The following is a 21,013-nucleotide window of genomic DNA, read 5'->3' as shown; positions in this document are numbered from 1 at the left end:
TCGTCGCGTCCGGTCACGGACCGGATGGCGGGACAACGGCCACTGAGCAAGCAGCGTGTTGGATCAGAGCTTGGCTGGTGGATCCCAGCAGCAGTCCACGGAATCCACCGCGTCCACGCGACCCGACGACGACCAGCTGTGCGCTCTTGGAGTGGTCGAGCAGGATATGGGCCGGACCGTCCCGGACCACGACCTGCTCGACGTGTACGCCCGGATACCGTGCCTGGGACTCGGCCAGCCACTGGCTCAGCAGCTCCGACTCGCGTTGCTGGATCGACTGCCAGCTCGTCGTCATCTCCCAGACGGTCGTGACAGGCAGGTCGCTCCAAGCATGTACTGCTACCAGGGGCGCCTTCCGGAGGGACGCGGCCTGGAAAGCGAACTCGATCGCCGCTCGACTGGTCGGTGACCCGTCGACGCCGACCACCACCGGACCCTCCTGACGGGGCGCGCTCTGTGGATCTGCTCCTCGTACGACTACGACTGGGCAGTGCCCGTGGGTGGCGACAGCTATTGCGATCGACCCCACTACCAACCCGGTGAACCCGCCCAGCCCGCGGGAGCCGAGCACCATCAGGTCGGCCGAGGCGGACCTCCCGATCAGGCGTCCGGCCACCGATCCATTGATCAGCTTGGTGCTCGTGATGATGCCGGGTGCTGCTTCCTGGGCCACCGTCGCGGCTTCTGCGAGCCACTGGCGGCCCTGCTCGATCAGCCCGTCCTCGTAGGGGCCGAGCGTCGCCGCGTGCGGCACGCCCGCGGGGACCGGGGTCCACACGTGGACGAGCGACAGCGACGTGCCACGCCGACTGGCTTCGAGCGCGGCCCACTGCACGGCCTGCGTGGCCGAGACGGACCCGTCCACGCCGACCAGCACCGGGCTCTTCGCGGTATCTGACATCTGAATCCCCTACTTCAGGCGATCGCATGACGGTGTGCGTGTACCACCATGACCGGGCACGGTGCCGAACGGAGCACGGTGTCCGGGACGCTGTGCAGCAGGCGACCCATGACCGGCTGGTGGCGGCGACCGCCGACCACCACCAGGTCATCAGGAGCCAGGCCCTGCAGCAGCAAGGAGGCGCAGTCCCCGTGCCGGAGCACGATCGAGCAGGTCACTCCGGGGTACTTCTCCAACCATCGACCGACCCGGTCAGCCAGGTCAGTCCTCGCGTCCTGGTACCACGAGGCGGCCACGGGGTCGAGCTCGAGCAACGCTGAGGAGAATAGGCACGGCATAGGCCGCTACCACCGTCAAGCGGGCGTCATGCAGGTCGGCGGTGTGAGTCGCCCAATCCAGCGCCGCGAGGCTCTCGTGCGAGCCGTCGACCCCGACGACAACTCCCTGGTACCAGTTGATGCTCATGCTCGTCTCCTCTGCTCTCCACCAGGACACCAGGGGTTGGGGCGCCGAGGCAGGGGCGAGCGGCCCGAGGCGCCAGGACCAAGGTCCCCGTGTGGCCGGGCACCGCGCTACGGTGGCCACGGGAGGTGTCGATGGATCCGACGGGTACCCCGCGCGACCGCACTGACCTGCTGCTCGAAGCAGTCGTCACGGTCAGCCGCGGCCTGGAGCTGGAGACGGTGCTTCACCACATCGTCGAGACCGCGATCGAGCTCGTCGACGCCCGCTACGGCGCGCTCGGTGTGCTCGGTGACGACGGCCGGATCGCCCGGTTTCTCACGGTCGGCCTGACCGACGGTCAGATCGCCGCGATCGGCCCGTACCCGACCGGCCACGGCGTGCTGGGCGAGCTGATCCGTCACCCAGTGCCGCTACGGCTGCACGATCTGTCCGCCCATCACGCCTCGGTGGGCTTCCCCGCACACCACCCGCCGATGCACACCTTCGTCGGGATGCCTCTGCGCGTGCACGGCTCACCGTTCGGCAACCTCTACCTCACCGACAAGCGCGGCGGTGGCGACTTCACCGACGACGACCAGCGGGTTCTGGAGGCCCTTGCAGCAGCCGCGAGCGTGGCAGTGGAGAACGCCCGCTTGTACGACGACACGAGGCTGCGTGAACGCTGGGCCCGCGCCAACGACCAGATCTCCCGCCAGGTCCTGGCGGGCTCGTCTCCGGACGACGTACTGGCATTGATCGGTAGCCAGGCACGAGAGGTGGCCGACGCCGACCTGACGGCAATCTCCGTGCCCGACCCGGCCACTGGGCGCCTGGTACTGCAGACCGCATCGGGGCTCGGCGCCGACGAACAGGTCGGAACGGTGTTCTCCGCCGACGGAACGTTCGCCGCACTCACCTTCCGCACCGGTATACCGATGACCACTGACGACGCGACGGCCGACCAGCGTGCCGGGTTCTCGCTGGACCTGCCGGTCAAGCTCGGCCCGTTGGCCGTCTGGCCGCTCGGCAAGCCGGGCAGTGCCCGTGGTGTCCTGGCTGCGGCGCGCGTCCAGGGCCGCCAGCCGTTCCCCTCGGTCGTGGTGGAGGCCCTGGGCGCGTTCGCCGCCCAGGGCGCCGTCGCCCTGGAGCTGGCCGAAGGACGGGCCAACGCCGAGCGCGTCGCGCTGCTCCGCGACCGGGAACGCATCGCACGCGACCTGCACGACCTGGCCATCCAGCGGCTGTACGCCACCGGGCTCTCGCTCCAGCGTGTGGCACGCACCGCACCACCACAGGTCGCCGAGCAGCTCACCACGGCGGTCGACGACCTGGACGAGACGATCTCCCTGGTGCGGACCACGATCTACCGGCTGCAGCCGGGCGATCGGGCCGGCGGCACGGGGCCACGGAGAGTGGGCCTGCGTTCGCGGGTGATCACGGAGGTCGACGCCACGGTGGTGTCCCTCGGCTTCGCCCCTCGGCTCCGGTTCGAGGGCCCCATCGACACCCTGGTCACGCCGGAGATCGCCGACCACCTTGTTGCCGTGCTGCGCGAGGCGCTCTCCAACGTCGCACGGCACGCGTCCGCATCTCGCGCGGGAGTCCTCCTGGCGGTTGCTGACGATGTGGTGCTCACCGTTGCAGACGACGGCGTGGGGATACCGTCGGTCGCGATCCACAGCGGCCTGCGCAATCTTGCCCGGCGGGCGGACGAGCTGGGCGGCAGCCTAGAGATCGGGCCCGCCGACCCGGACGCAGACCGGACCGGCACCCGCCTGGTGTGGCGGGTGCCGTTGCCGACGGACGCCGTCCTGTCAGGCTGATCCTGGGGCTGCCACTCAGGAACGAGGATGTTCTTCCTGCTCGAGGCGGGCGGCTAGGACGGCAGCCTGGGCCCGCCGTTCGAGCCCGAGCTTGGCGAAGATCCGGGAGACGTAGTTCTTGACGGTCTTCTCTGCCAGGAACAGCTCGGCGCCGATCTGTCGGTTGGTCAGGCCGTGTCCGATGAGCGCCAGGATGCGGCGCTCCTGGTCGGTCAGGTCGGCCAGCGGGTCGGGTTCGTGATGGGCGTCGGTGCGGATCCGCTCCATCACGCGGGCCGCGGCCCGGGGGTCGAGCATCGAGCCGCCCGATGCCACGGTGCGCACGGCTTCCACCAGGTCGGTCCCGCGTACCTGTTTGAGCACGTAGCCGGCGGCGCCGGCGAGGATCGCGTCGTAGAGCGCCTCGTCGTCCGAGAACGAAGTGAGCATGAGGACGGCGAGATCGGGCAAGCGGGAGCGTAGCTCGCGGCAGACGGTGACGCCGTCGCCGTCGGGCAGTCGCACGTCCAGCACCACCACGTCGGGAGCGAGCGCGGGTACCCGGGCCAGGGCCTCGCGGGCGGTGCTTGCCTCGCCCACGATCTGCAGCCCAGGCTCAGTCTCCAGGAGGTCGGCGACGCCGCGGCGCACGACCTCGTGGTCATCCACAAGGAACACACGCACGTCCATACGCCCTACCGTAGCCGTGGTGCCCGTCCCGGTCACGACCGGGACGGGCACCACAGGGTGATCTGTCATCGGAGCACGGGGAACCGCTTGACCAGCGGGAGCTCAGCCCACCACTTGCCGAAGCCGATCGTGTCGCCGGCCAGGAACGCGGCCAGCCCGACGAGCAGCACTGCGTCGACCAGGTGGTAGTCGACGAAGGGATTGTTGTCGAGCGGCAGCACCGCGAGCCACATGAGCAGCATGAGCAGTGCGCCGGTTCCCGCGGCGAGCCGCAGGCCGATGCCCAGGGCGAGCGCCAGGCCGATGCCGAGCAGTCCGAGCATGAACAGCCAGTCGATGACTGCGTTACCGGCCAGCGCCCCGAAGAATCCGGCGAACGGACCCTCGACGCCGCTGAGGAAGCCCTCGGTGGGAGAGCCGCCGTTGATCCAGGCGCGCTCGGCGGGCGTGGCGAGGCCCCAGCCGAAGAGCTTGTCGCCGAACGCCCAGAGGAACTCGACGGCGAGGAGCAGCCGGACGCCCGCGAGGCTGTACCGGGCGACGGAGGTGCTCGTGACGGTCGTGGCGGCCGAGGCGGCACGCTCACGCGCGACCGGCCCGTGCGCCAACGGTGCGGAGTGGTGGCTGATAGAGCTCATGGTCTTCCTCCTGGGTGATGCGCCGGATCTTTTCCTGCGCCTGACTCCACGGTCCCGCGGACCGCGCTGCTCGCGGCAGGGCCACCTGACTCCTGTCGTCGGGACCTTGGTCCCTGAGCGCGGACCGAGCAGTCACCCGACGGTTGCGGCACGCTCACCAGGTGGAGTCGCCCCGGATGACGGCGTCGGATCCGCCGTCGATGAAGATGACCTGACCGCACAGATGGGAGTTCTTCTCGCCGACCAGCCAGGTAAGAAGGTGTGCAGGGACCTCGGGCCGCATGAAGCCGTTCAAGGGCATCGGAACCATCGCGGACATAGCTGCGCGCTGTATCTCCGTCCCGATCATGCCCTCGACCATCGGGGTCTCGACGACTCCTGGCGCGATGGCGTTCAGCGGGATACCCGCACCGGCCCAGTCGCGCCCCGACGCGGCATGGCGCAGCCACCGGCACAGCGCCACCTTGGTGCTGGCATAGATCAGCCCGCGCTGCTCTGCATCGACGAGCTTGGCCGCGCGTTCCAGCGCACCCGGTTCATCACCAGCAAGGCACAGATCTACGAGCTCGCCGTCGGAGGGCATGAGGCTGGCCATGGACGCTGTGGCGACCGCGCGCGGAGACCGCGAGCCGGACAGCAGCGGCCGCAGCCCGTCGAGCGTGGCCACCGTGCCGAAGAAATTCACTGCAACATCCGCAGGGTTCTGGTGCGCCAGGCCGGCGTTGGCCACGATGCCGTCGATGTGCTCTCTTCGTGCCTGCACGGCGTCGACCATCTCGGCGCGGCCCGCCGGGGTCATGAGGTCGGCGACGATCTCCGCGTCGTGGAGGTCTACTCCGATGACGCGATCGCCGCGTTGTTCGAGGAGCCGCAGGGTGGCAAGGCCGATTCCCGAGGCGGAACCGGTGACGACGATGGTGCGCATGATGGGTCCTCCATGAACTTGGTGGGCGGAGCCCGGCACAGCGCCAGGACAGCTTCACGCTAGGCAGCGGGTTCACTCGTGCCTTGTGCCGTCGGTCCTCGTGCTCCGGGTCGTTGGTCCCTGGTGCCGCTGGTGGCACCAGAGGAACGCTGGAAGCACGCTGGGAACGACACAGCGAGAACGGCAGGGGCGAGGGTCACGGATCGACGGGACCTTTGGCCGCTGCCAGATCCGCCGGGGGGAGGATGATCGTGGTGTGGCAGATTCGCGCCGGCCCAGCGGGCCGTCCTCCGCCCAGTCGTCCTCCGCCCAGCCGTTCGCAGACGCGTCCCCCGATCCATCGGTGCGGGCCGCGGGCGACGTCGCGCACGATCTCGGCGTCGACCCCACCACGGGGCTGAGCGACGCGGAGGCCGCGCGCCGTCTGGCGGCGGACGGACCGAACGAGCTGCGGTCCAGGCCGCCCGTGCCCCTGTGGCGCACGATCCTGGACCAGTTCCGTGACCCGCTGGTGGCCTTGCTGCTGGTCGCCGTGGTCATCTCGGTGACCGTCTGGTGGGTCGAGGGCGCCGAGGGTGTGCCCGTGGACGCGGTGGTGATCGCCGCCATCGTCGTGCTCAACGCGGTGCTCGGGCTGGTCCAGGAGAGCAAGGCGGCCAACGCCGTCGCGGCACTGCGGTCCATGACGGAGGCGACGTCCACCGTGCTGCGCGACGGCCGCCGGGTCGCTGTGCGCTCGGCCGCCCTCGTGCGCGGGGACGTCCTCGTGCTCGCGGAGGGCGACGCCGTCGGCGCGGACGCACGCCTGCTGAGCGCGACCGCCCTGCGCGTCCAGGAGTCCTCGCTGACCGGAGAGTCCGAGGCGGTCCTCAAGGACGCGGCAGTCCTGGCGGACGAGGCACCGCTGGGTGACCGGTTCGACATGGTCTACAAGGGCACTGCCGTCGCCCAGGGCGTGGGCCGAGCCGTCGTGGTAGCCACCGGTATGGACACCACGATGGGTGCCATCGCGGAGCTCCTCGATTCCACCGAGGAGGAACCCAGCCCGCTGCAGCGGGAGATCTCGCACATCAGCAAGGTGCTCGGCTTGACGGTGGTCGGTATCGCCGTCGTCGTGATGGTCGCGGCGGCACTGGTCAACGACGTCCGTTCCGCGGCCGACGTCGTCACCATCCTGCTGCTCGGCGTCTCGCTCGCCGTGGCCGCCGTGCCCGAAGGGCTGCCCGCCATCCTGTCGGTGGTCCTGGCCGTCGGGGTGCAGACCATGGCCCGCCGTAACGCCGTGGTCAAGAAGCTGCACTCCGCCGAGACGCTCGGCTCGGCCTCGGTGATCGCCTCGGACAAGACCGGGACGCTGACCAAGAACGAGATGACAATCCAGAGGATCGTCACCGCCTCCGGAGAAGTCTCCCTCACCGGGGTGGGATATCGGCCCGACGGCGAGGCACGAACGGGACCGGACGATGCCGGGCTGCCGCTGACCGACGAGCAGCTCGTCCGAGAGGCGGCGATGCTGCTGGGCGGCGGCTCGCTGGCCAACGATGCCCAGCTCATCGAACGCGACGGTGAGTGGACCGTGCAGGGCGACCCCACCGAAGCGGCGTTCCTCGTGGCGGCGCACAAGCTCACCGGCACGGTAGCCCGCGTGGCCACCTTCGAACGCCGTGGAGAGGTCCCGTTCACCTCCGAGCGCAAGCTGATGTCCGCGCTCGTGGACCCGCCGGGCGACGGTCCCTGGGCGCTGGTCACCAAGGGCGCGCCCGACGTGCTGCTGGGACGCTGCACCGACGTGCAGGTCGGCGACCGGACCGTCCCGCTGGACGAAGACCGCCGGGCGGCGGCGCTCGACGCCGTCGAGCGCCTGTCGAGCCAGGCGTACCGCACACTCGGCGTCGCCTACCGGAGGGTCGCGGAGGGGACCGGTTCGCAGGGGCTGGAGGAGCAGGAGTCGGACCTGGTCTACCTGGGCGTGGTCGGCATCATCGACCCGCCACGGCCCGAGGTGACGGCGGCGGTCGCCGAGGCCCACCGGGCCGGGATCCGGGTCATGATGATCACCGGCGACCACCCGACCACAGCCACGCGGATCGCGAGCGACTTGGGCATCGTGGAGCCGGGTGCCCGCGCCGTCAGCGGCACCGAGCTCGACGGCCTCGACCCCGCAGACCTGCGCGAGACCACACGAACCGTGTCGGTCTACGCCCGCGTCGCCCCGCAGAACAAGCTGCAGATCGTGGACGCGCTCCAGGCAGACGGGCACGTCGTCGCCATGACCGGCGACGGCGTGAATGACGCCCCCGCCCTGAAGACCGCCGACATCGGCGTGGCCATGGGCATCACCGGCACGGAGGTGACCAAGGAGTCGGCCAAGATGATCCTGGGCGACGACAACTTCGCCACCATCGTCGCCGCCGTGCGCCAGGGCCGGATCATCTTCGACAACATCAAGAAGTTTCTGCGCTACCTGCTCTCCTCGAACATGGGCGAGGTCTTCACCGTGCTCCTCGGCGTGGTGCTGGCCGGCGTCATCGGTCTGGAGGGAGCGGCGGGCGGCGAGGCGGTCGTCGTGCCGCTGCTGGCCACGCAGATCCTGTGGATCAACCTCGTGACCGACTCGGGGCCTGCCCTCGCGATGGGTGTGGACCCCGAGACCGACGACGTCATGGCCAGGCCCCCGCGGGGTCCGAACGAGCGGATCATCGACGCGCGCATGTGGACGGGCGTGCTGACCATCGGACTCGTCATGGGCATAGCGACCCTGCTGACCATCGACATCTTCCTGCCGGACGGCCTGGTCGAGGGATCTGACTCGCTGACGGTGGCTCGCACGGCCGGGTTCACCACGCTGGTCCTGGCTCAGCTGTTCAACGTGCTCAACTCCCGGTCGGAGACCAGGAGCGCGTTCCACCGGATGTTCGTCAACCGGTGGCTCTGGGGTGCGATCGGCCTGGGTGTGGTCCTTCAGGTCGCCGTCGTGCAGGTGCCGTTCCTCCAGGTCGCCTTCGGCACCGCGAGCCTTGACCTCGCGCACTGGGGTGTTGCGGTCGCCATGGCGTCCTCGGTGCTCTGGTTCGACGAGCTCCGCAAGCTGCTGTGGCGGTCGCGGCACCGTGATGCGGATGCCTAGGTGTACTCAGGGTGAGGTCGTGAGGGGGACAGACCGGCGAGGCGTGTGCTTCTGCATCGAGCTGTACCCCAGCCGCATGAGCATCTGTGGTGCCCCGTCGAGAGACAGGACCCGGCGCAGGCCATGACGGGTCGTCGGGTTCTCCAGGACGGTGGTTGCGAACGACGCGTGGACGAAGTAGGTGGTGGCGACCAGCAGCACGTGCTGCAACGCCTGGCCCGCCGCCACCCAGTCCCGGGCCGAGTCGCCCGCGGTCGAGAGGACGGCCAACGTCGTCCGGTGCTCGAACTGAGCCTCGCCGGTGCTGGCGTGGAACTGTCGCACCGGAGCCTGGTCGTCGCTGGCGCCAGGACCGAGCAGGTCCTGCGGGATGCCGTCGGCACGTCCAGGATCTGTGGCGGTCCATGCCGCCTCCTCGGCACGAGCCGCGGGATCCTCGCCGGCGATCGCCTCTGCCCTGCGGACCAGCCCGATCACGTCCGCGCGTACGGGCTCCGATGGCTGGATCAGCCGCAGTTCCGCGCCCTCGTCCTGCGCGGCCTGCTGGATGGACATCAGCACGTCCGTGAACAGCGGCTGGTCATCGAACGGAACCCGTGACGTCGTGCGCCGCGCGATCGCCACGGACAGCTCGAGCTCGTCCGTGTTCGGAACAGGGCCCGGTTCGAGCTCGATCTCGGCCACCAGGAGCTCGTCGTCCGGGTCCGGCAGGACCTTGACGACGGCGGTCAGCGAGTCCCGCCGAGCGGCCGTCCTGGCATTGAACAGGAACGCTCCGCAGCTGATCAGCATCTCCCGGCCGTGCGGGTCGGAGTGCCGCAGCTGCCGCGCGGCGTCCGCGCGCAGGGTCACGGTGCTGCCCGTGACATCCACCTGCCACGGCTGGGTGTTGTAGACACTCGGGGCACTTTCCGCAGCCCTCAAGATCCGCTCGACCCGCGAGTCGACGACGTCCATGGTGTCTCTCCCTTCAGATGACCGTCCGGGTCCGGACAGGTCCCCAGTCTTCGTCCCGCGGTACGCACGAGGCAGGGCCGAACGTCCCGCCAGCCCGGGCCGGACGGCCCTGATGCCCCGGGTCCTGGGCGAGGAAGGTGGACTGCACGGGTGGGCGCGGCGCCCAACAACGCCATGCCGGCCGACGTCAAACAGTTGGTCGTCGTCGGGCCGACCCATGCCTTCAGCGTGTGCTGGCGCCGGGGGAGACCTGGATGGTCCGCTGGAGCGTCCCGGACGCGCGCGACCGAACGGAGAGGACATGACCATGCAGATCCTGCGGGCCTTGCGTCGGTATCCAGAGATCACGGTCGCAGTCGTGCTCCTGGCGGCGGTGCTCCTTCTCCACGCCGCGGGCGAGGGCAGCGTCGCGCGCTGGGTCGCCACCGCATACGTCGGCGTGTTCATCGTGTGGACGCTCGTCGGGATGGTGCGCGACGTGCTTCGCGGACATGTCGGCCTCGACGTCCTCGCGGTGGTGGCGATGGTCGCGACCCTGGCGGTCGGGGAGTACGTCGCAGCGCTGATCATCGTGCTGATGCTTTCGGGCGGCAGAGCGCTCGAGGACTTCGCCGCACGACGCGCGAAGCGCGATCTGACGGCCCTGCTCGACCGCTCGCCCCGGGTCGCGCACGTGCTGCGGCACGCGGACATGCCCCGGAACGAAGAGCTGCAGGACGTTGCCGTCGACGACGTGGGCATCGGGGACGTACTGCTCGTGCGCCCCGGGGAGATCGTGCCGGTCGACGGCGTCCTGCTCACCGACAGCGGGACGTTCGACGAGTCCTCACTGACCGGGGAGAGCCTGCCCGTCACTCGCGGGGCCGGCGAGGAGGCGCTGTCGGGCGCCGTGAACGGGGCACGAGCGGTGCGGATCCGGGCCGTACGCCGCAGCGCGGACAGCCAGTACCAGCAGATCGTCGCGCTCGTCCATGCCGCCGAGGACTCGCGTGCGCCGGTCGTCCGGCTCGCCGATCGTTTCGCGGTCCCGTTCACTGCCGTCTCGCTCGCCCTGGCGGGGGCGGCGTGGACGATCTCCGGGGACCCGACCCGATTTGCCGAGGTGCTCGTGCTGGCGACCCCGTGCCCGCTCCTCATCGCGGCACCGGTCGCCTTTCTCGGTGGGCTCTCGCGTGCGGCCAAGAGCGGGGTGATCATCAAGAGCGGCACGGTCATCGAGCAGCTCGCACGCCTGCGGTCCGCCGCCTTCGACAAGACGGGAACCCTGACGGGGGGCCGCCCCGACCTCGTCGCCCTCCGGCCGGCTGACGGGTTCGCCGCCCACGAGCTGCTGCGGCTCGCGGCCTCGGCCGAGCAGTACTCCTCGCACGTGTTCGCCGAGAGCATCCGCCGTGCCGCCACGGAGCGCGGCCTCGACCTGCTGACCGCCACCGACGCCGCCGAGGTCGCGACGAACGGCGTGACCGCCGTCGTCGGGGGCCGGACCGTCGTCGTCGGCAAGCCTGCCTACGTCGCGTCCATCGCGCCGGACACGACCCGCGCAGCCCTCGGCCCGGGCGAGGCCGCGGCCTACGTGGCGGTCGACGGGCGGTTCGCGGGGGCCATCGTCCTCGCGGACGACCCGCGCCCCGAGTCGCCGGCGGTCGTCGCCTGGTTGCGGGCGAACGGCATCGAACACATCACGATGCTCACGGGGGATGCTCGGCCGACGGCGGAGTCGATCGCCCGGCAGGTCGGGATCAACGACGTCCACGCGGAACTCCTCCCGCCGGAGAAGGTGCGGCTTGCCGCAGAGCTGCGCCCACGGCCCGTGATGATGGTCGGCGACGGTGTGAACGACGCCCCGGTGCTGGCGGCCTCCGACGTCGGAGTCGCCATGGGTGCGAAAGGCGCGACCGCGGCCGGGGACGCCGCCGGTGTGGTGCTCCTCGTCGACTCGCTCGCCAAGGTCGTCGACGCCGTCTCGATCGGTCGGCACACGCTGCGTGTCGCGCTCACCGCGATCTGGATCGGCATCGGGCTGAGCGTCGGTCTCATGCTCGTGGCCATGACCGGAGCGATCCCCGCGGTCGCGGGTGCCCTGGTGCAGGAGCTCGTCGACCTGGCGACGATCCTGTACGCGCTCCGTGCGCTGGGTGGCCCGCCCAGCGGGCTCGCCGCCGCCGGGCACGGTCGCGAGTCTCGTGCGGGTAGCCGTCTCGGCCGGTCGCTCCGCCGGCGAGGTGCTGCCGCAGTGCCAAGGAGCTGACTGCGGACTGCGCCGCCGCACGAGCGACGGTCCCGTGAACCCGTGACCGTCAACCCTGCAAGGGGCACAGGTGGTCTCTGGCCCTCGGAGGGGCACGACGTCGCCGACCTGCAGGACCCGGCCGTGCCCGGCTACAGCCGGGTACGGCCGGGTACGGCCGGGCAGTCAGCCTGCGTGCCGCCGGGGCCCCGTCGTGTCCAGGACGTGCAATCGCTGGACGTACTCGTTCTTCCGCTCGAACCGGTTCCGGTCAGCCGACCGGGTGCCGGTGTGCGTGCACGACCAGGACCGGGCACGGCGCGCCACGGACCACGGAGTCGGGCACGCTGCGCAACAGGCGCCCGGCGACCGCCGAGTGGCTGCGTCCGCCGACGACCAGGATGTCGTTCCGGGCCAGTCCGTGGAGCAGGGTGGCAACCGGGTCCCCACGGCGGATCACCACCGTGTATGTGACCGTCGGGTACTTGTCCGACCACCGTGCCAGCCGATCAGCCAGGTCGACGCCGGCGGCCTCGTGCCACGACGCGGCCACGGGATCCATGTCGAGCAGGGCCGACGAGATCGGGTCGGTCCCCGTCACGTGCAGCACCTCGAGCGGGCGCCCCCGCGCGTCTGCCTCGGCGAACGCCGTGCCCAGCACGTCGGGCTCGTCGACGGGGCCTACTCCGACCCGGATCCTTCGAGGCTCGTCGGCTGCAGCGCCAGACGGTATGACGGCTACCGTGCCCCGTGCGGCCGCCGCCAGTGCTGAGGACGTGGACCCGAGCAGTGCGCGGTCGAACGCACCGAGCCCGCGGCGCCCCACCACGACGAGGTCGTCGTTGGTCGACTGCCCGGCAAGGACACGGGCGGCGTTGCCAGGCAGGACGTGTGCCTCGACGTCCCTACCTCCAGGGCGCCATCCACCGAGCCGGTCCCGCGCGGCACGGGCCGCGTGGCGTGCCTCCTCGTGCGCTTCCTCGACGAGACTGCTCATCTCGGGGCCCGCCTCGGGCGGCACGGGGTGAGCGGCTACCACCACCAGACGAGCCCCGTGCAGATCGGCTGCGAGGGTCGCCCAGTTCAGTGCCGCAAGGCTCTCGTCCGAGCCGTCGACTCCGACGATGACGCTCCGGTACCAGGTGTTGTTGTTCATGATCGTCCTCCTTTGCTCACTACCAGGGCACCAAACTGGTCGCTCCTGGCGGCAGAGACGAGCGGCCCCCGCGAGCGGGACCAACGTCCCCTGATGGTGAGCTTGACCGCGCGACGAGAGGGGACGGAGCTTGCAGGACCGTCCGTGCACCCGGCGGCCGCAGGGCTGACATGCCCCTCAGGACCTTCTCTCCCGCACGGGGGACCTTCGTCCCTGCCACGCGCAGGCCGTGCGGAGAGATGTTGGAGCTACCGCCCCTCCGGCGGTTGCCAAGTCCAGCACCACCGTCTGAACGGAGCCGTCATGAGAGCCGCAGTCGTCACCGACTTCACCGCCCCGCTGGAGATCCAGGAGATCCCCGTCCCGGAGCCTGGACCGGGCGAGGTGCTGGTCCGGATCGAGGCGAGCGGGCTGTGCCACACCGACATCCACGCCGCCCACGGCGACTGGCCGGTCAAGCCGTCCCCGCCGTTCGTCCCGGGGCACGAGGGTGTCGGCCGCATCGAGAAGCTCGGCCCCGACGTGACCGCCCGCGCCCTCGGCCAGCGGGTCGCCATCGCGTGGCTCGGCAGCGCCTGCGGCGAGTGCCGCTACTGCATCAGCGGCTGGGAGACCCTGTGCGAGCAGCAGGCCAACTCCGGCTACTCCGTCAACGGGGCCTTCGCCGAGTACGCAGTCGTGGCCGCAGCGTTCGCGACACCCGTGCCCGACGGCGTGTCGTCGGTCGACGCCGCTCCGCTGAGCTGCGCGGGAGTGACCACCTACAAGGCCATCAAGGTGGCGAACGTGGCCCCCGCGGAGACCGTCGTCGTGTTCGGTATCGGCGGGCTGGGCCACCTCGCGCTGCAGTACGCGCGGATCGCCGGCGCGTTCGTGATCGCGGTCGACGTCGAGGACCACAAGCTGGAGCTGGCCACCCGCCTCGGCGCGGACCACGTGGTCAACGCCGCCCGGGAGGACCCGGTCGAGGCCATCCAGCGGCTCGGTGGCGCGGACGTCGCGGTGGCGCTGGCCGCGTCGTCGGCCTCGTTCGACCAGGCCTTCCACTCGCTGCGCCGGGGTGGCCGGCTCGTCTGCGTGGCGCTGCCCGCCGAGGGCAGGATCCAGCTGCCGATCTTCGACACGGTGCTCAAGGGCATCTCGGTGATCGGGTCGATCGTCGGTACGCGGAACGACCTCGCTGACGTGTTCGCGCTGCACGCGGCCGGCCGCACCGAGGTCGTGGCCGTGGAGCGCAAGCTCGACGAGGTCAACGAGTCCTTCGCGGACGTGCTGGCCGGCCGGGTGCCCGCCCGCATCGTCTTCGGCTTCTGAGCCCGACTACCACGCAGGAGCGAACCATGACCACCGTCCATGGCGCACCGGCCCTCCCCGTGCCGGGTACCGAACCGAACTCCGCATGGGCGGGGTTCGCCGGCGGACCCTGGCAGGACCAGGTGGACGTGCGCGACTTCATCCAGCGCAACTACACACCGTACGAAGGCGACGCGAGCTTCCTCGCCGGGCCGACCGCCCGCACCACGCACGTGTGGGACACCGTGAGCGCCATGTTCCCGGAGGAGCGGGCCAAGGGTGTGTACGACGTCGACCCGCACACCCCGGCGGGCATCACATCGCACTCGCCCGGCTACATCGACCGCTCCGCCGAGCTGATCGTCGGTCTGCAGACCGACGCGCCCCTGAAGCGCGCGATCATGCCGAACGGTGGCTGGCGCCTGGTCGAGACATCGCTGAAGACCTACGGCTATGACGTGGACGAGTCCGTCAAGGAGACCTTTACCAAGTACCGCAAGACTCACAACGAGGGCGTCTTCGACGCATACTCGCCCGATGTCCGCGCCGGCCGGCGCAGCCACATCATCACGGGCCTGCCGGACGCCTACGGCCGGGGGCGGATCATCGGCGACTACCGCCGGGTGGCCCTGTACGGCGTCGACGCCCTGATCGAGGCCAAGAGTGCGGACAAGCTCGGCCTCGACGCGCAGCCGTTCAGCGAGAACGTCGTCCGCGAGCGGGAGGAGCACGCCGAGCAGATCCGAGCGCTGGGCGAGCTCAAGGAGATGGCCGCCTCGTACGGCTGTGACATCTCCGGACCGGCCAGGACGGCTCGGGAAGCCGTGCAGTGGCTCTACTTCGCGTATCTGGGCGCGGTCAAGGAGCAGAACGGCGCCGCGATGTCACTGGGCCGCACCTCGACGTTCCTGGACGTGTACTTCCAGCGGGACCTGGCAGCGGGCCTGATCACGGAGGAGCAGGCGCAAGAGCTCGTCGACGACTTCGTCATCAAGCTGCGGATCGTGCGCTTCCTGCGCACACCCGAGTACGACTCGCTTTTCTCGGGCGACCCGACCTGGGTCACCGAGACCGTGGGCGGTATGGGGGACGACGCCCGCACCCTGGTCACGAGGACCTCGTTCCGCTACCTGCAGACCCTGTACAACCTCGGCCCGGCTCCCGAGCCGAACCTCACGGTGTTCTGGAGCCAGGACCTGCCGCGCGGGTTCAAGGACTTCTGCGCCCGGGTGTCCATCGACACCAGTGCCCTGCAGTACGAGTCGGACCGACAGATCCGCACCGCGTGGGGCGACGACGCCGCGATCGCCTGCTGCGTCTCTCCCATGGCGGTCGGCAAGCAGATGCAGTTCTTCGGCGCGCGCGTGAACCTGGCCAAGGCCCTGCTGTACGCGATCAACGGCGGACGCGACGAGATCAGCGGCGAACAGGTCTCGCCGGCCTTTCCTCCCGTCCCTGCAGGCCGCCCTCTTGAGTACGACGACGTCCGCGGCCGCCTCGACACGACCATGAGCTGGCTCGCGGCGACCTATGTGGAGGCGCTGAACGTCATCCACTACATGCACGACAAGTACGCGTACGAGCGGCTGGAGATGGCGCTGCACGACCGCGACGTGCTGCGCACGATGGCCTGCGGCATCGCCGGGCTGTCGGTGACGGCGGACTCCCTGAGCGCGATCCGGTACGCCCGCGTCACGCCGGTGTTCGACGAGCGCGGCGTCGCGGTCGACTACGAGGTCGATGGATCGTTCCCGACCTACGGGAACGACGACGACCGGGCCGACTCCATCGCCGTCGAGCTCGTCGAGTCCTTCATGGACAAGATCCGCCGCCACAAGACGTACCGGGACGCGCTGCCCACCCAGTCCGTCCTGACCATCACGTCGAACGTCGTCTACGGCAAGGCCACCGGCAACACCCCCGACGGGCGGCGGGCAGGCGAGCCGTTCTCCCCGGGTGCCAACCCGATGAACGGGCGCGACACGCACGGGATGCTCGCCTCGGCGCTGTCGGTGGCCAAGCTGCCGTACGACCAGGCGCAGGACGGCATCTCGCTGACCAACACGGTGGTGCCGTCCGGTCTGGGCCGGACCCGCGAGGAGCAGGTCGTCAACCTGGCGGGCCTGCTGGACGCGTCGGTGGGCCTGGACGGGTACCACATGAACGTCAACGTGCTGAACCGGGAGACCCTCGTGGACGCCATGGAGCACCCCGAGAACTACCCGCAGCTGACGATCAGGGTCTCCGGGTACGCCGTGAACTTCGTCCGGCTGACACGCGAGCAGCAGCTCGACGTGCTGAGCAGGACCTTCCACGGGTCGCTGTGATGACCCTCCAGGCGCCGGCTCCCGTCACTCCCTCCCTGCGGTCGCAGCGGCTGGCCGCGATGCGGGCCGGCGAGCTGGGCTCGGTGCACTCGTGGGAGCTGGTGACCGCCGTGGACGGGCCGGGCACCCGGCTCACGGTGTTCCTTTCGGGTTGTCCGCTGCGCTGCCTGTACTGCCACAACCCGGACATGCTCGAGATGAAGGACGGGGAGCCGGTCACGGCCGAGCAGATCCTCGCGCGTGTGCGCCGCTACCTTCCGGTGTTCCGGGCGACGAGCGGCGGACTGACCTTGTCCGGCGGTGAGGTGCTGATGCAGCCGGCCTTCGCGGCGCGGGTGCTGCGGGGCGCCAAGGAGATGGGCGTGCACACCACGCTGGACACCTCCGGCTTCCTCGGCGCGAATCTCACCGACCGAATGCTCGCCGACACCGACCTGGTCCTGCTCGACGTAAAGTCCGGTGACCCCGACACCTATCGCCGGGTCACGGGCGGTGAGCTGGCGCCGACGCTGGCGTTCGGGCGGCGTCTCGCCCGGGCCGGCCTGCGGGACGCCGGAGGGCGCGCCCCCGAGGTCTGGGTCCGTTTCGTCCTGGTCCCCGGCCTGACCGACGACGTCAAGAACGTCGAACGGGTCGCCGCCTACGTGGCCGAGCTGAACGAGATCAGGCCTGGCACCGTCACCCGGGTCGAGGTGCTGCCCTTTCACCAGATGGGGCGCTACAAGTGGGCCGCGCTCGGGCGCACCTACGCGCTCGACGCGACCCAGCCGCCGTCGGCCGAGCTGACCGAGCGCGTGCGGGACCAGTTCCGGGCGCACGGTCTGAAGACGTACTGACGGCCGGCCATGCCGCTTCATCGGACGGCTCGGCTGCATCGTCTGGCTACGAGCGCGAGATGGCAGGCGAGAGCAGATCAGTGGGTCTCTCGGTCCTTGGCGTCGCCGATGTAGCCGGCGACCTCGTCGGGTCGGCCGTCGAGGTTCATGTCCGCGGTGCGTGCGCGGCGCGCGTCCCAGCGCAGCGAGATCGCGCCGAGGATCGCGGCGAGCACCGAGGCGCCGAGGATCGCGATCTTGGCGCCGTCGGCGTGCTCGGAGTCGCCGAACGACAGCTCGCTGATCAGCAGCGACACGGTGAACCCGATACCAGCCAGGAAACCCACGGGCAGCAGGTCGCGTACGCCGATGCCGTCGGGCAGGCGCAGCGGGGTGAGGCGCGTGATCAGGGCGGTGGCGCCGAGCACGCCGACGAGCTTGCCGAGCACGAGGGCGAGGGTGATTGCGAGCACCACCGGCTGGCCGATCAGGGCGCCGGGCCCGTCGCCGTCGACCAGGGAGACGCCGGCGGCGAAGAACGCGAAAATGGGCAGCGCGAGGCCCTGGGAGAACGGCCGGATGGCGTGCTCGAACGTGTGGGTGCGGGAGTCGGCCTCGCCGTGCCGGGCGATCGCGGGGACGGTGAAGCCGAGCAGAACGCCGGCGATGGTGGCGTGCACGCCCGAGGAGTGCATCAGCGTCCACGCGACCAGGGCGAGCGGGAGCAGGACGAACCACCGGGGTGTGCGCGCCCGGACGTGCCAGGCGAACAAGGCCACACAGACGAGAGCGCCGGCCAGCGGCCACCAGTGGATGGACTCGGTGTAGAAGATCGCGATCACGACGATCGCCAGCAGGTCGTCCACCACGGCGAGCGTGAGCAGGAACGTGCGGATCGCGATGGGCAGGCCACGCCCGAAGATCGCCAGGACACCGACGGCGAACGCGATGTCGGTAGCCGTCGGGATGGCCCACCCGTGCAGGGCGCCCGGGTCGCCGAGCGCTACCAGCACGCCCACATAGACCAGGGCAGGTACGGCCATGCCGCCCACCGCGGCGACCATCGGGACGCCGGCCTCTTTGGGGTTGCGCAGGCTCCCGGCCACGAACTCGTGCTTGAGCTCGACGCCGACCACGAAGAAGAAGATCGCGAGCAGGCCGTCAGCGGCCCAGGTGCTCAGCGAAAGGTCGAGATGGACGGGCAGCGGGCCGAGCATGGCGGGGCCGGCGACGGTGGCCGACAGCGCCGCGTATGCCTCGCGCCAGGGGGAGTTGGCCCACAGCAGCGCCAGGATCGCCGCTCCGATCAGGAGCGCACCCCCGGTGGTCTCGCGGGACGCCCAGGTGCGCAGACGCTGGGTGAAGGGGAGGGCAGAGGTGGTGCGGGGCACGAAGGGCCTCTCGGAAGTGGGGTCGTCTCAACTGGACCGGCCCACGGCCGGTCCACGCCGACCAGACTTCCCGGCACACCTGCGTCCACCTTACCTGCCCACCCAGTAGTCCAGGCCAACCCGGAGGTAGTGCAGGCCAACCCGGAGGCGTCTTCCAGCGCCCGCCCGCTGGTCCGGGGCAGTCGGCGGGCGTTCCTTGCCCAACTATAATGTTAGTGACTAACATTATGGGGTGGTCACACTCCGCACCCTCCGCACCCGGGCTCGCATCCTCGATGCGGCGCTCGACCTCTTCGAGCGCCAGGGCTACGACGCCACCACGGTGAACCAGATCGCCGACACCGCGGGCGTCACCTCCATGACGTTCTTCCGGCACTTCGCCACCAAGGACGCCGTACTCGTGACCGACCCCTACGACCCCCTGATCGCCGAGGCCGTCGGCGCTCAGCCGACCGCCCTCTCCCCGCTGGAGCGCACCCGCCGCGGCCTGCTGGCCGCGCTCGGCGACATCACGCCCACCGAGGACGCGACGGCGAGACGTCGCGTGGCCCTGGTCGCGCAGTACCCCTCGCTTCGCGCCGCGGTATCGGTCGGCACCGGGGCCACGCAGGACGCGATCGTGGAGCGGCTCGTCGCCGACGGGGTCGATCCGCTTGACGCCGCCATTGCCGTCTCCGCCTGTCTTGCGGCCACTACCGCAGCCCTCCTGGCCTGGGGTTCCGCGCCCGTCGACGTCACGCTCGCAGACCTGGTCCGCCGTGCCCTGGCGCTGCTCGCTCCGGCAGGAGCCACCCCGTGACCGCCCTCGTGCTCGACGACGTCTCGCATGCCTTCGGTGGCCGGGTTGCCCTGGACCACCTCTCGCTGACGGTCCGGGCCGGCCGGGTCACGGCCCTGATCGGCCTCAACGGCGCGGGCAAGACGACTGCGCTGCGCGCGCTGGCCGGCCGCCTTCGCCCCACCCATGGCGCGGCCCGCGTCCTTGGCCACGATCCGGCTGATCTGCCGGCCGATGCCGCGATGCGGTTCGGCCAGGCGGTGGAGACCCCGCTGGTCTACCCGGAGCTGACCGTCACCGAGAATCTGTTCTGCGCCGCCCTGCTGCACGGGCTGCCCGGGCGAGCCGCTAGGCCGGGGGTCGCCGCCGCCGTCGGGCGCCTGGGCCTGGACCCGTGGCGGGAGGCGCAGGCCAGGACGCTCTCGATGGGCAACCGTCAGCGCCTGGGGATCGCCTGCGCGACCCTCCATCGGCCGACCGCGCTGATCCTCGATGAGCCAACCGGCGCCCTCGATCCGCAGGGCGTCGTCCTGGTGCGTGAGCTGGTCCGCGGTCTGGCCGACGACGGCGCGGCGGTCCTCGTCTCGAGCCATCACCTCGACGAGGTCGCGCGCATCTCCGACGAGATCGTCGTGCTGCACGCCGGACGCGACGTCGGGCGTCTGGAACCCGGTGGGACTGATCTGGAGTAGCGGTTCTTCGCCATGGTGCTTGATGCCGACATTCGCTCGGCGGCGGGCTCATGACCGCCGTCGCTGCCCTCCGAGCCGCGCTCGCTGTCGAGGCGCTCAAGCTGCGCCGCTCGGTCGTCGCACGCCTGGCGACCCTGCTGCTCGTCGTGCTGGTACCGCTCGGTAGCGTGGGCATGGTGGCGCTGGCCCGGTCACCACGCGCTGTGGGCCCGACGGCAGCCAAGCTGGCGGACTACGCCACCGGCGACCTTGCCACCACGCACCTGCTGGTGTGCGCCCAGGTCCTGTCCGTCGCCGCGCTGGCCGCCGGCGGGTTCTTCGTCGCGTGGTCGTTCGGGCGCGAGCTGGAGAGCGGGACGGCGGGCGCACTGTTCGGCCTCGCCGTGGCGCGCGGCACGATCGCCCTGGCCAAGTGCCTGATCGCGCTGGCCTGGATCTCGGGATGCGTGGTGCTGGCCGTCGCCGTGACCACGGCCGCCTCGGCAGTCGTCGCCGCGGGTTCGGGCGAGCCCTTGGCGGCCTGGGCCGGGGCGCGGAACGCGGTCGTCGCAGGGCTCCTCGGCGGGGGCCTAGCCCTGCCGTTCGCCTGGGTCGCGACGGTGACGCGCAGCCAGCTCGGCACCGTCGGCGCCCTGGTCGGTGTGGTCGCGCTCACCCAGATCGTGGTGCTGCTCGGCGGCGGCTCGTGGTTCCCCTACGCCGCACCCTCCCTGTGGGCAGGCATGGGCGGGGCCGACGCCGCGGCTGCCGTCGGCCTGCCCAACCTGCTGCTCGCCGCGGCGGTCGCCCCGCTGGCCATCGCCGCAGTCGTGCAGGCCTGGCGGCGGCTCACCAATGTCTGAGGTGCCGC

The 21,013-nt window shown here is 70.7% G+C and carries 18 protein-coding genes; 9 read left to right on the top strand and 9 right to left on the bottom strand.

Features of this window, described 5'->3' with window-relative positions:
- Window positions 1–13 precede the first annotated feature (13 nt).
- From AB1046_RS13775 to AB1046_RS13765, 3 genes are read right to left on the bottom strand one after another with little or no spacing between them, the layout of a single operon-like run.
- The gene (locus tag AB1046_RS13775) at window positions 14–901 is read right to left on the bottom strand and encodes a universal stress protein (RefSeq protein ID WP_369369872.1); all 888 of its coding nucleotides are present in this window, start codon (window positions 899–901) and stop codon (window positions 14–16) included.
- A 14-nt stretch (window positions 902–915) separates the two neighbouring features.
- Complete coding sequence (locus tag AB1046_RS13770) at window positions 916–1,215, bottom strand: universal stress protein (RefSeq protein WP_369369871.1); 300 nt, start codon at window positions 1,213–1,215, stop codon at window positions 916–918.
- Window positions 1,163–1,366 (bottom strand): universal stress protein, encoded by a 204-nt coding sequence (locus AB1046_RS13765; RefSeq protein WP_369369870.1) that lies wholly within the window; start codon window positions 1,364–1,366, stop codon window positions 1,163–1,165. The genes AB1046_RS13770 and AB1046_RS13765 overlap by 53 nt, the downstream gene beginning before the upstream one ends.
- A 131-nt stretch (window positions 1,367–1,497) precedes the next feature.
- Here AB1046_RS13765 and AB1046_RS13760 point away from each other — a divergent pair, with 131 nt between their 5' ends.
- Window positions 1,498–3,168: a GAF domain-containing protein gene (locus AB1046_RS13760; protein ID WP_369369869.1), complete on the top strand. Its 1,671-nt coding sequence runs from the start codon at window positions 1,498–1,500 to the stop codon at window positions 3,166–3,168.
- 15 nt (window positions 3,169–3,183) lie between these two features.
- Here the strand turns inward: AB1046_RS13760 and AB1046_RS13755 are convergent, their stop codons facing one another.
- The 3 genes from AB1046_RS13755 to AB1046_RS13745 all read right to left on the bottom strand — a co-directional run bounded on the left by AB1046_RS13755 (window position 3,184) and on the right by AB1046_RS13745 (window position 5,400).
- The gene (locus AB1046_RS13755; protein WP_369375709.1) at window positions 3,184–3,837 is read right to left on the bottom strand and encodes a response regulator; all 654 of its coding nucleotides are present in this window, start codon (window positions 3,835–3,837) and stop codon (window positions 3,184–3,186) included.
- 65 nt (window positions 3,838–3,902) lie between these two features.
- On the bottom strand, window positions 3,903–4,475 hold the full coding sequence (locus tag AB1046_RS13750) for a hypothetical protein (protein ID WP_369369868.1): 573 nt from the start codon (window positions 4,473–4,475) through the stop codon (window positions 3,903–3,905).
- Window positions 4,476–4,629: 154 nt separating this feature from the next.
- The gene (locus AB1046_RS13745; protein WP_369369867.1) at window positions 4,630–5,400 is read right to left on the bottom strand and encodes an SDR family oxidoreductase; all 771 of its coding nucleotides are present in this window, start codon (window positions 5,398–5,400) and stop codon (window positions 4,630–4,632) included.
- A 343-nt stretch (window positions 5,401–5,743) separates the two neighbouring features.
- Between AB1046_RS13745 and AB1046_RS13740 the strand changes: the two genes are divergently transcribed.
- Entirely contained in the window at window positions 5,744–8,527 is a 2,784-nt protein-coding gene (locus AB1046_RS13740; protein WP_369375707.1) for a cation-translocating P-type ATPase, read from the top strand.
- A gap of 6 nt (window positions 8,528–8,533) precedes the next feature.
- Here the strand turns inward: AB1046_RS13740 and AB1046_RS13735 are convergent, their stop codons facing one another.
- Window positions 8,534–9,484 (bottom strand): hypothetical protein, encoded by a 951-nt coding sequence (locus AB1046_RS13735; RefSeq protein WP_369369866.1) that lies wholly within the window; start codon window positions 9,482–9,484, stop codon window positions 8,534–8,536.
- A 307-nt stretch (window positions 9,485–9,791) separates the two neighbouring features.
- Between AB1046_RS13735 and AB1046_RS13730 the strand changes: the two genes are divergently transcribed.
- Complete coding sequence (locus AB1046_RS13730; RefSeq protein ID WP_369375705.1) at window positions 9,792–11,732, top strand: heavy metal translocating P-type ATPase; 1,941 nt, start codon at window positions 9,792–9,794, stop codon at window positions 11,730–11,732.
- Window positions 11,733–11,982: 250 nt separating this feature from the next.
- On the opposite strand, the gene AB1046_RS13725 is transcribed toward AB1046_RS13730, so the two are convergent.
- Window positions 11,983–12,867, bottom strand: a complete 885-nt coding sequence (locus AB1046_RS13725) for a universal stress protein (protein ID WP_369369865.1) — start codon at window positions 12,865–12,867, stop codon at window positions 11,983–11,985.
- A 303-nt stretch (window positions 12,868–13,170) separates the two neighbouring features.
- On the opposite strand from AB1046_RS13725, the gene adhP reads away from it, so the two are divergent.
- From adhP to pflA, 3 genes are read left to right on the top strand one after another with little or no spacing between them, the layout of a single operon-like run.
- Entirely contained in the window at window positions 13,171–14,181 is a 1,011-nt protein-coding gene (adhP, locus tag AB1046_RS13720; RefSeq protein ID WP_369369864.1) for an alcohol dehydrogenase AdhP, read from the top strand.
- A 26-nt stretch (window positions 14,182–14,207) separates the two neighbouring features.
- Window positions 14,208–16,487 (top strand): formate C-acetyltransferase, encoded by a 2,280-nt coding sequence (gene pflB, locus AB1046_RS13715; protein WP_369369863.1) that lies wholly within the window; start codon window positions 14,208–14,210, stop codon window positions 16,485–16,487.
- Entirely contained in the window at window positions 16,487–17,323 is an 837-nt protein-coding gene (gene pflA, locus AB1046_RS13710) for a pyruvate formate-lyase-activating protein (protein WP_369369862.1), read from the top strand. Before pflB ends, pflA begins: the two co-directional genes overlap by 1 nt.
- Before the next feature lie 77 nt (window positions 17,324–17,400).
- Here pflA and nhaA read toward each other — a convergent pair whose 3' ends face one another.
- Window positions 17,401–18,693, bottom strand: coding sequence for a Na+/H+ antiporter NhaA (gene nhaA, locus AB1046_RS13705; RefSeq protein WP_369369861.1), 1,293 nt, complete (start codon window positions 18,691–18,693; stop codon window positions 17,401–17,403).
- 232 nt (window positions 18,694–18,925) lie between these two features.
- Between nhaA and AB1046_RS13700 the strand changes: the two genes are divergently transcribed.
- From AB1046_RS13700 to AB1046_RS13690, 3 genes are read left to right on the top strand one after another with little or no spacing between them, the layout of a single operon-like run.
- Entirely contained in the window at window positions 18,926–19,492 is a 567-nt protein-coding gene (locus AB1046_RS13700) for a TetR/AcrR family transcriptional regulator (RefSeq protein ID WP_369369860.1), read from the top strand.
- Window positions 19,489–20,163 (top strand): ABC transporter ATP-binding protein, encoded by a 675-nt coding sequence (locus AB1046_RS13695; protein WP_369369859.1) that lies wholly within the window; start codon window positions 19,489–19,491, stop codon window positions 20,161–20,163. The genes AB1046_RS13700 and AB1046_RS13695 overlap by 4 nt, the downstream gene beginning before the upstream one ends.
- Window positions 20,164–20,213: 50 nt before the next feature.
- Window positions 20,214–21,005 (top strand): ABC transporter permease, encoded by a 792-nt coding sequence (locus AB1046_RS13690; RefSeq protein WP_369369858.1) that lies wholly within the window; start codon window positions 20,214–20,216, stop codon window positions 21,003–21,005.
- The last annotated feature ends 8 nt before the right edge of the window (window positions 21,006–21,013 follow it).

This window comes from Promicromonospora sp. Populi (assembly GCF_041081105.1).
Classification (GTDB): domain Bacteria; phylum Actinomycetota; class Actinomycetes; order Actinomycetales; family Cellulomonadaceae; genus Promicromonospora.
The sequence above is the reverse complement of the archived record's forward strand: the minus strand, read 5'-3'. Positions and strand labels throughout refer to the sequence as shown.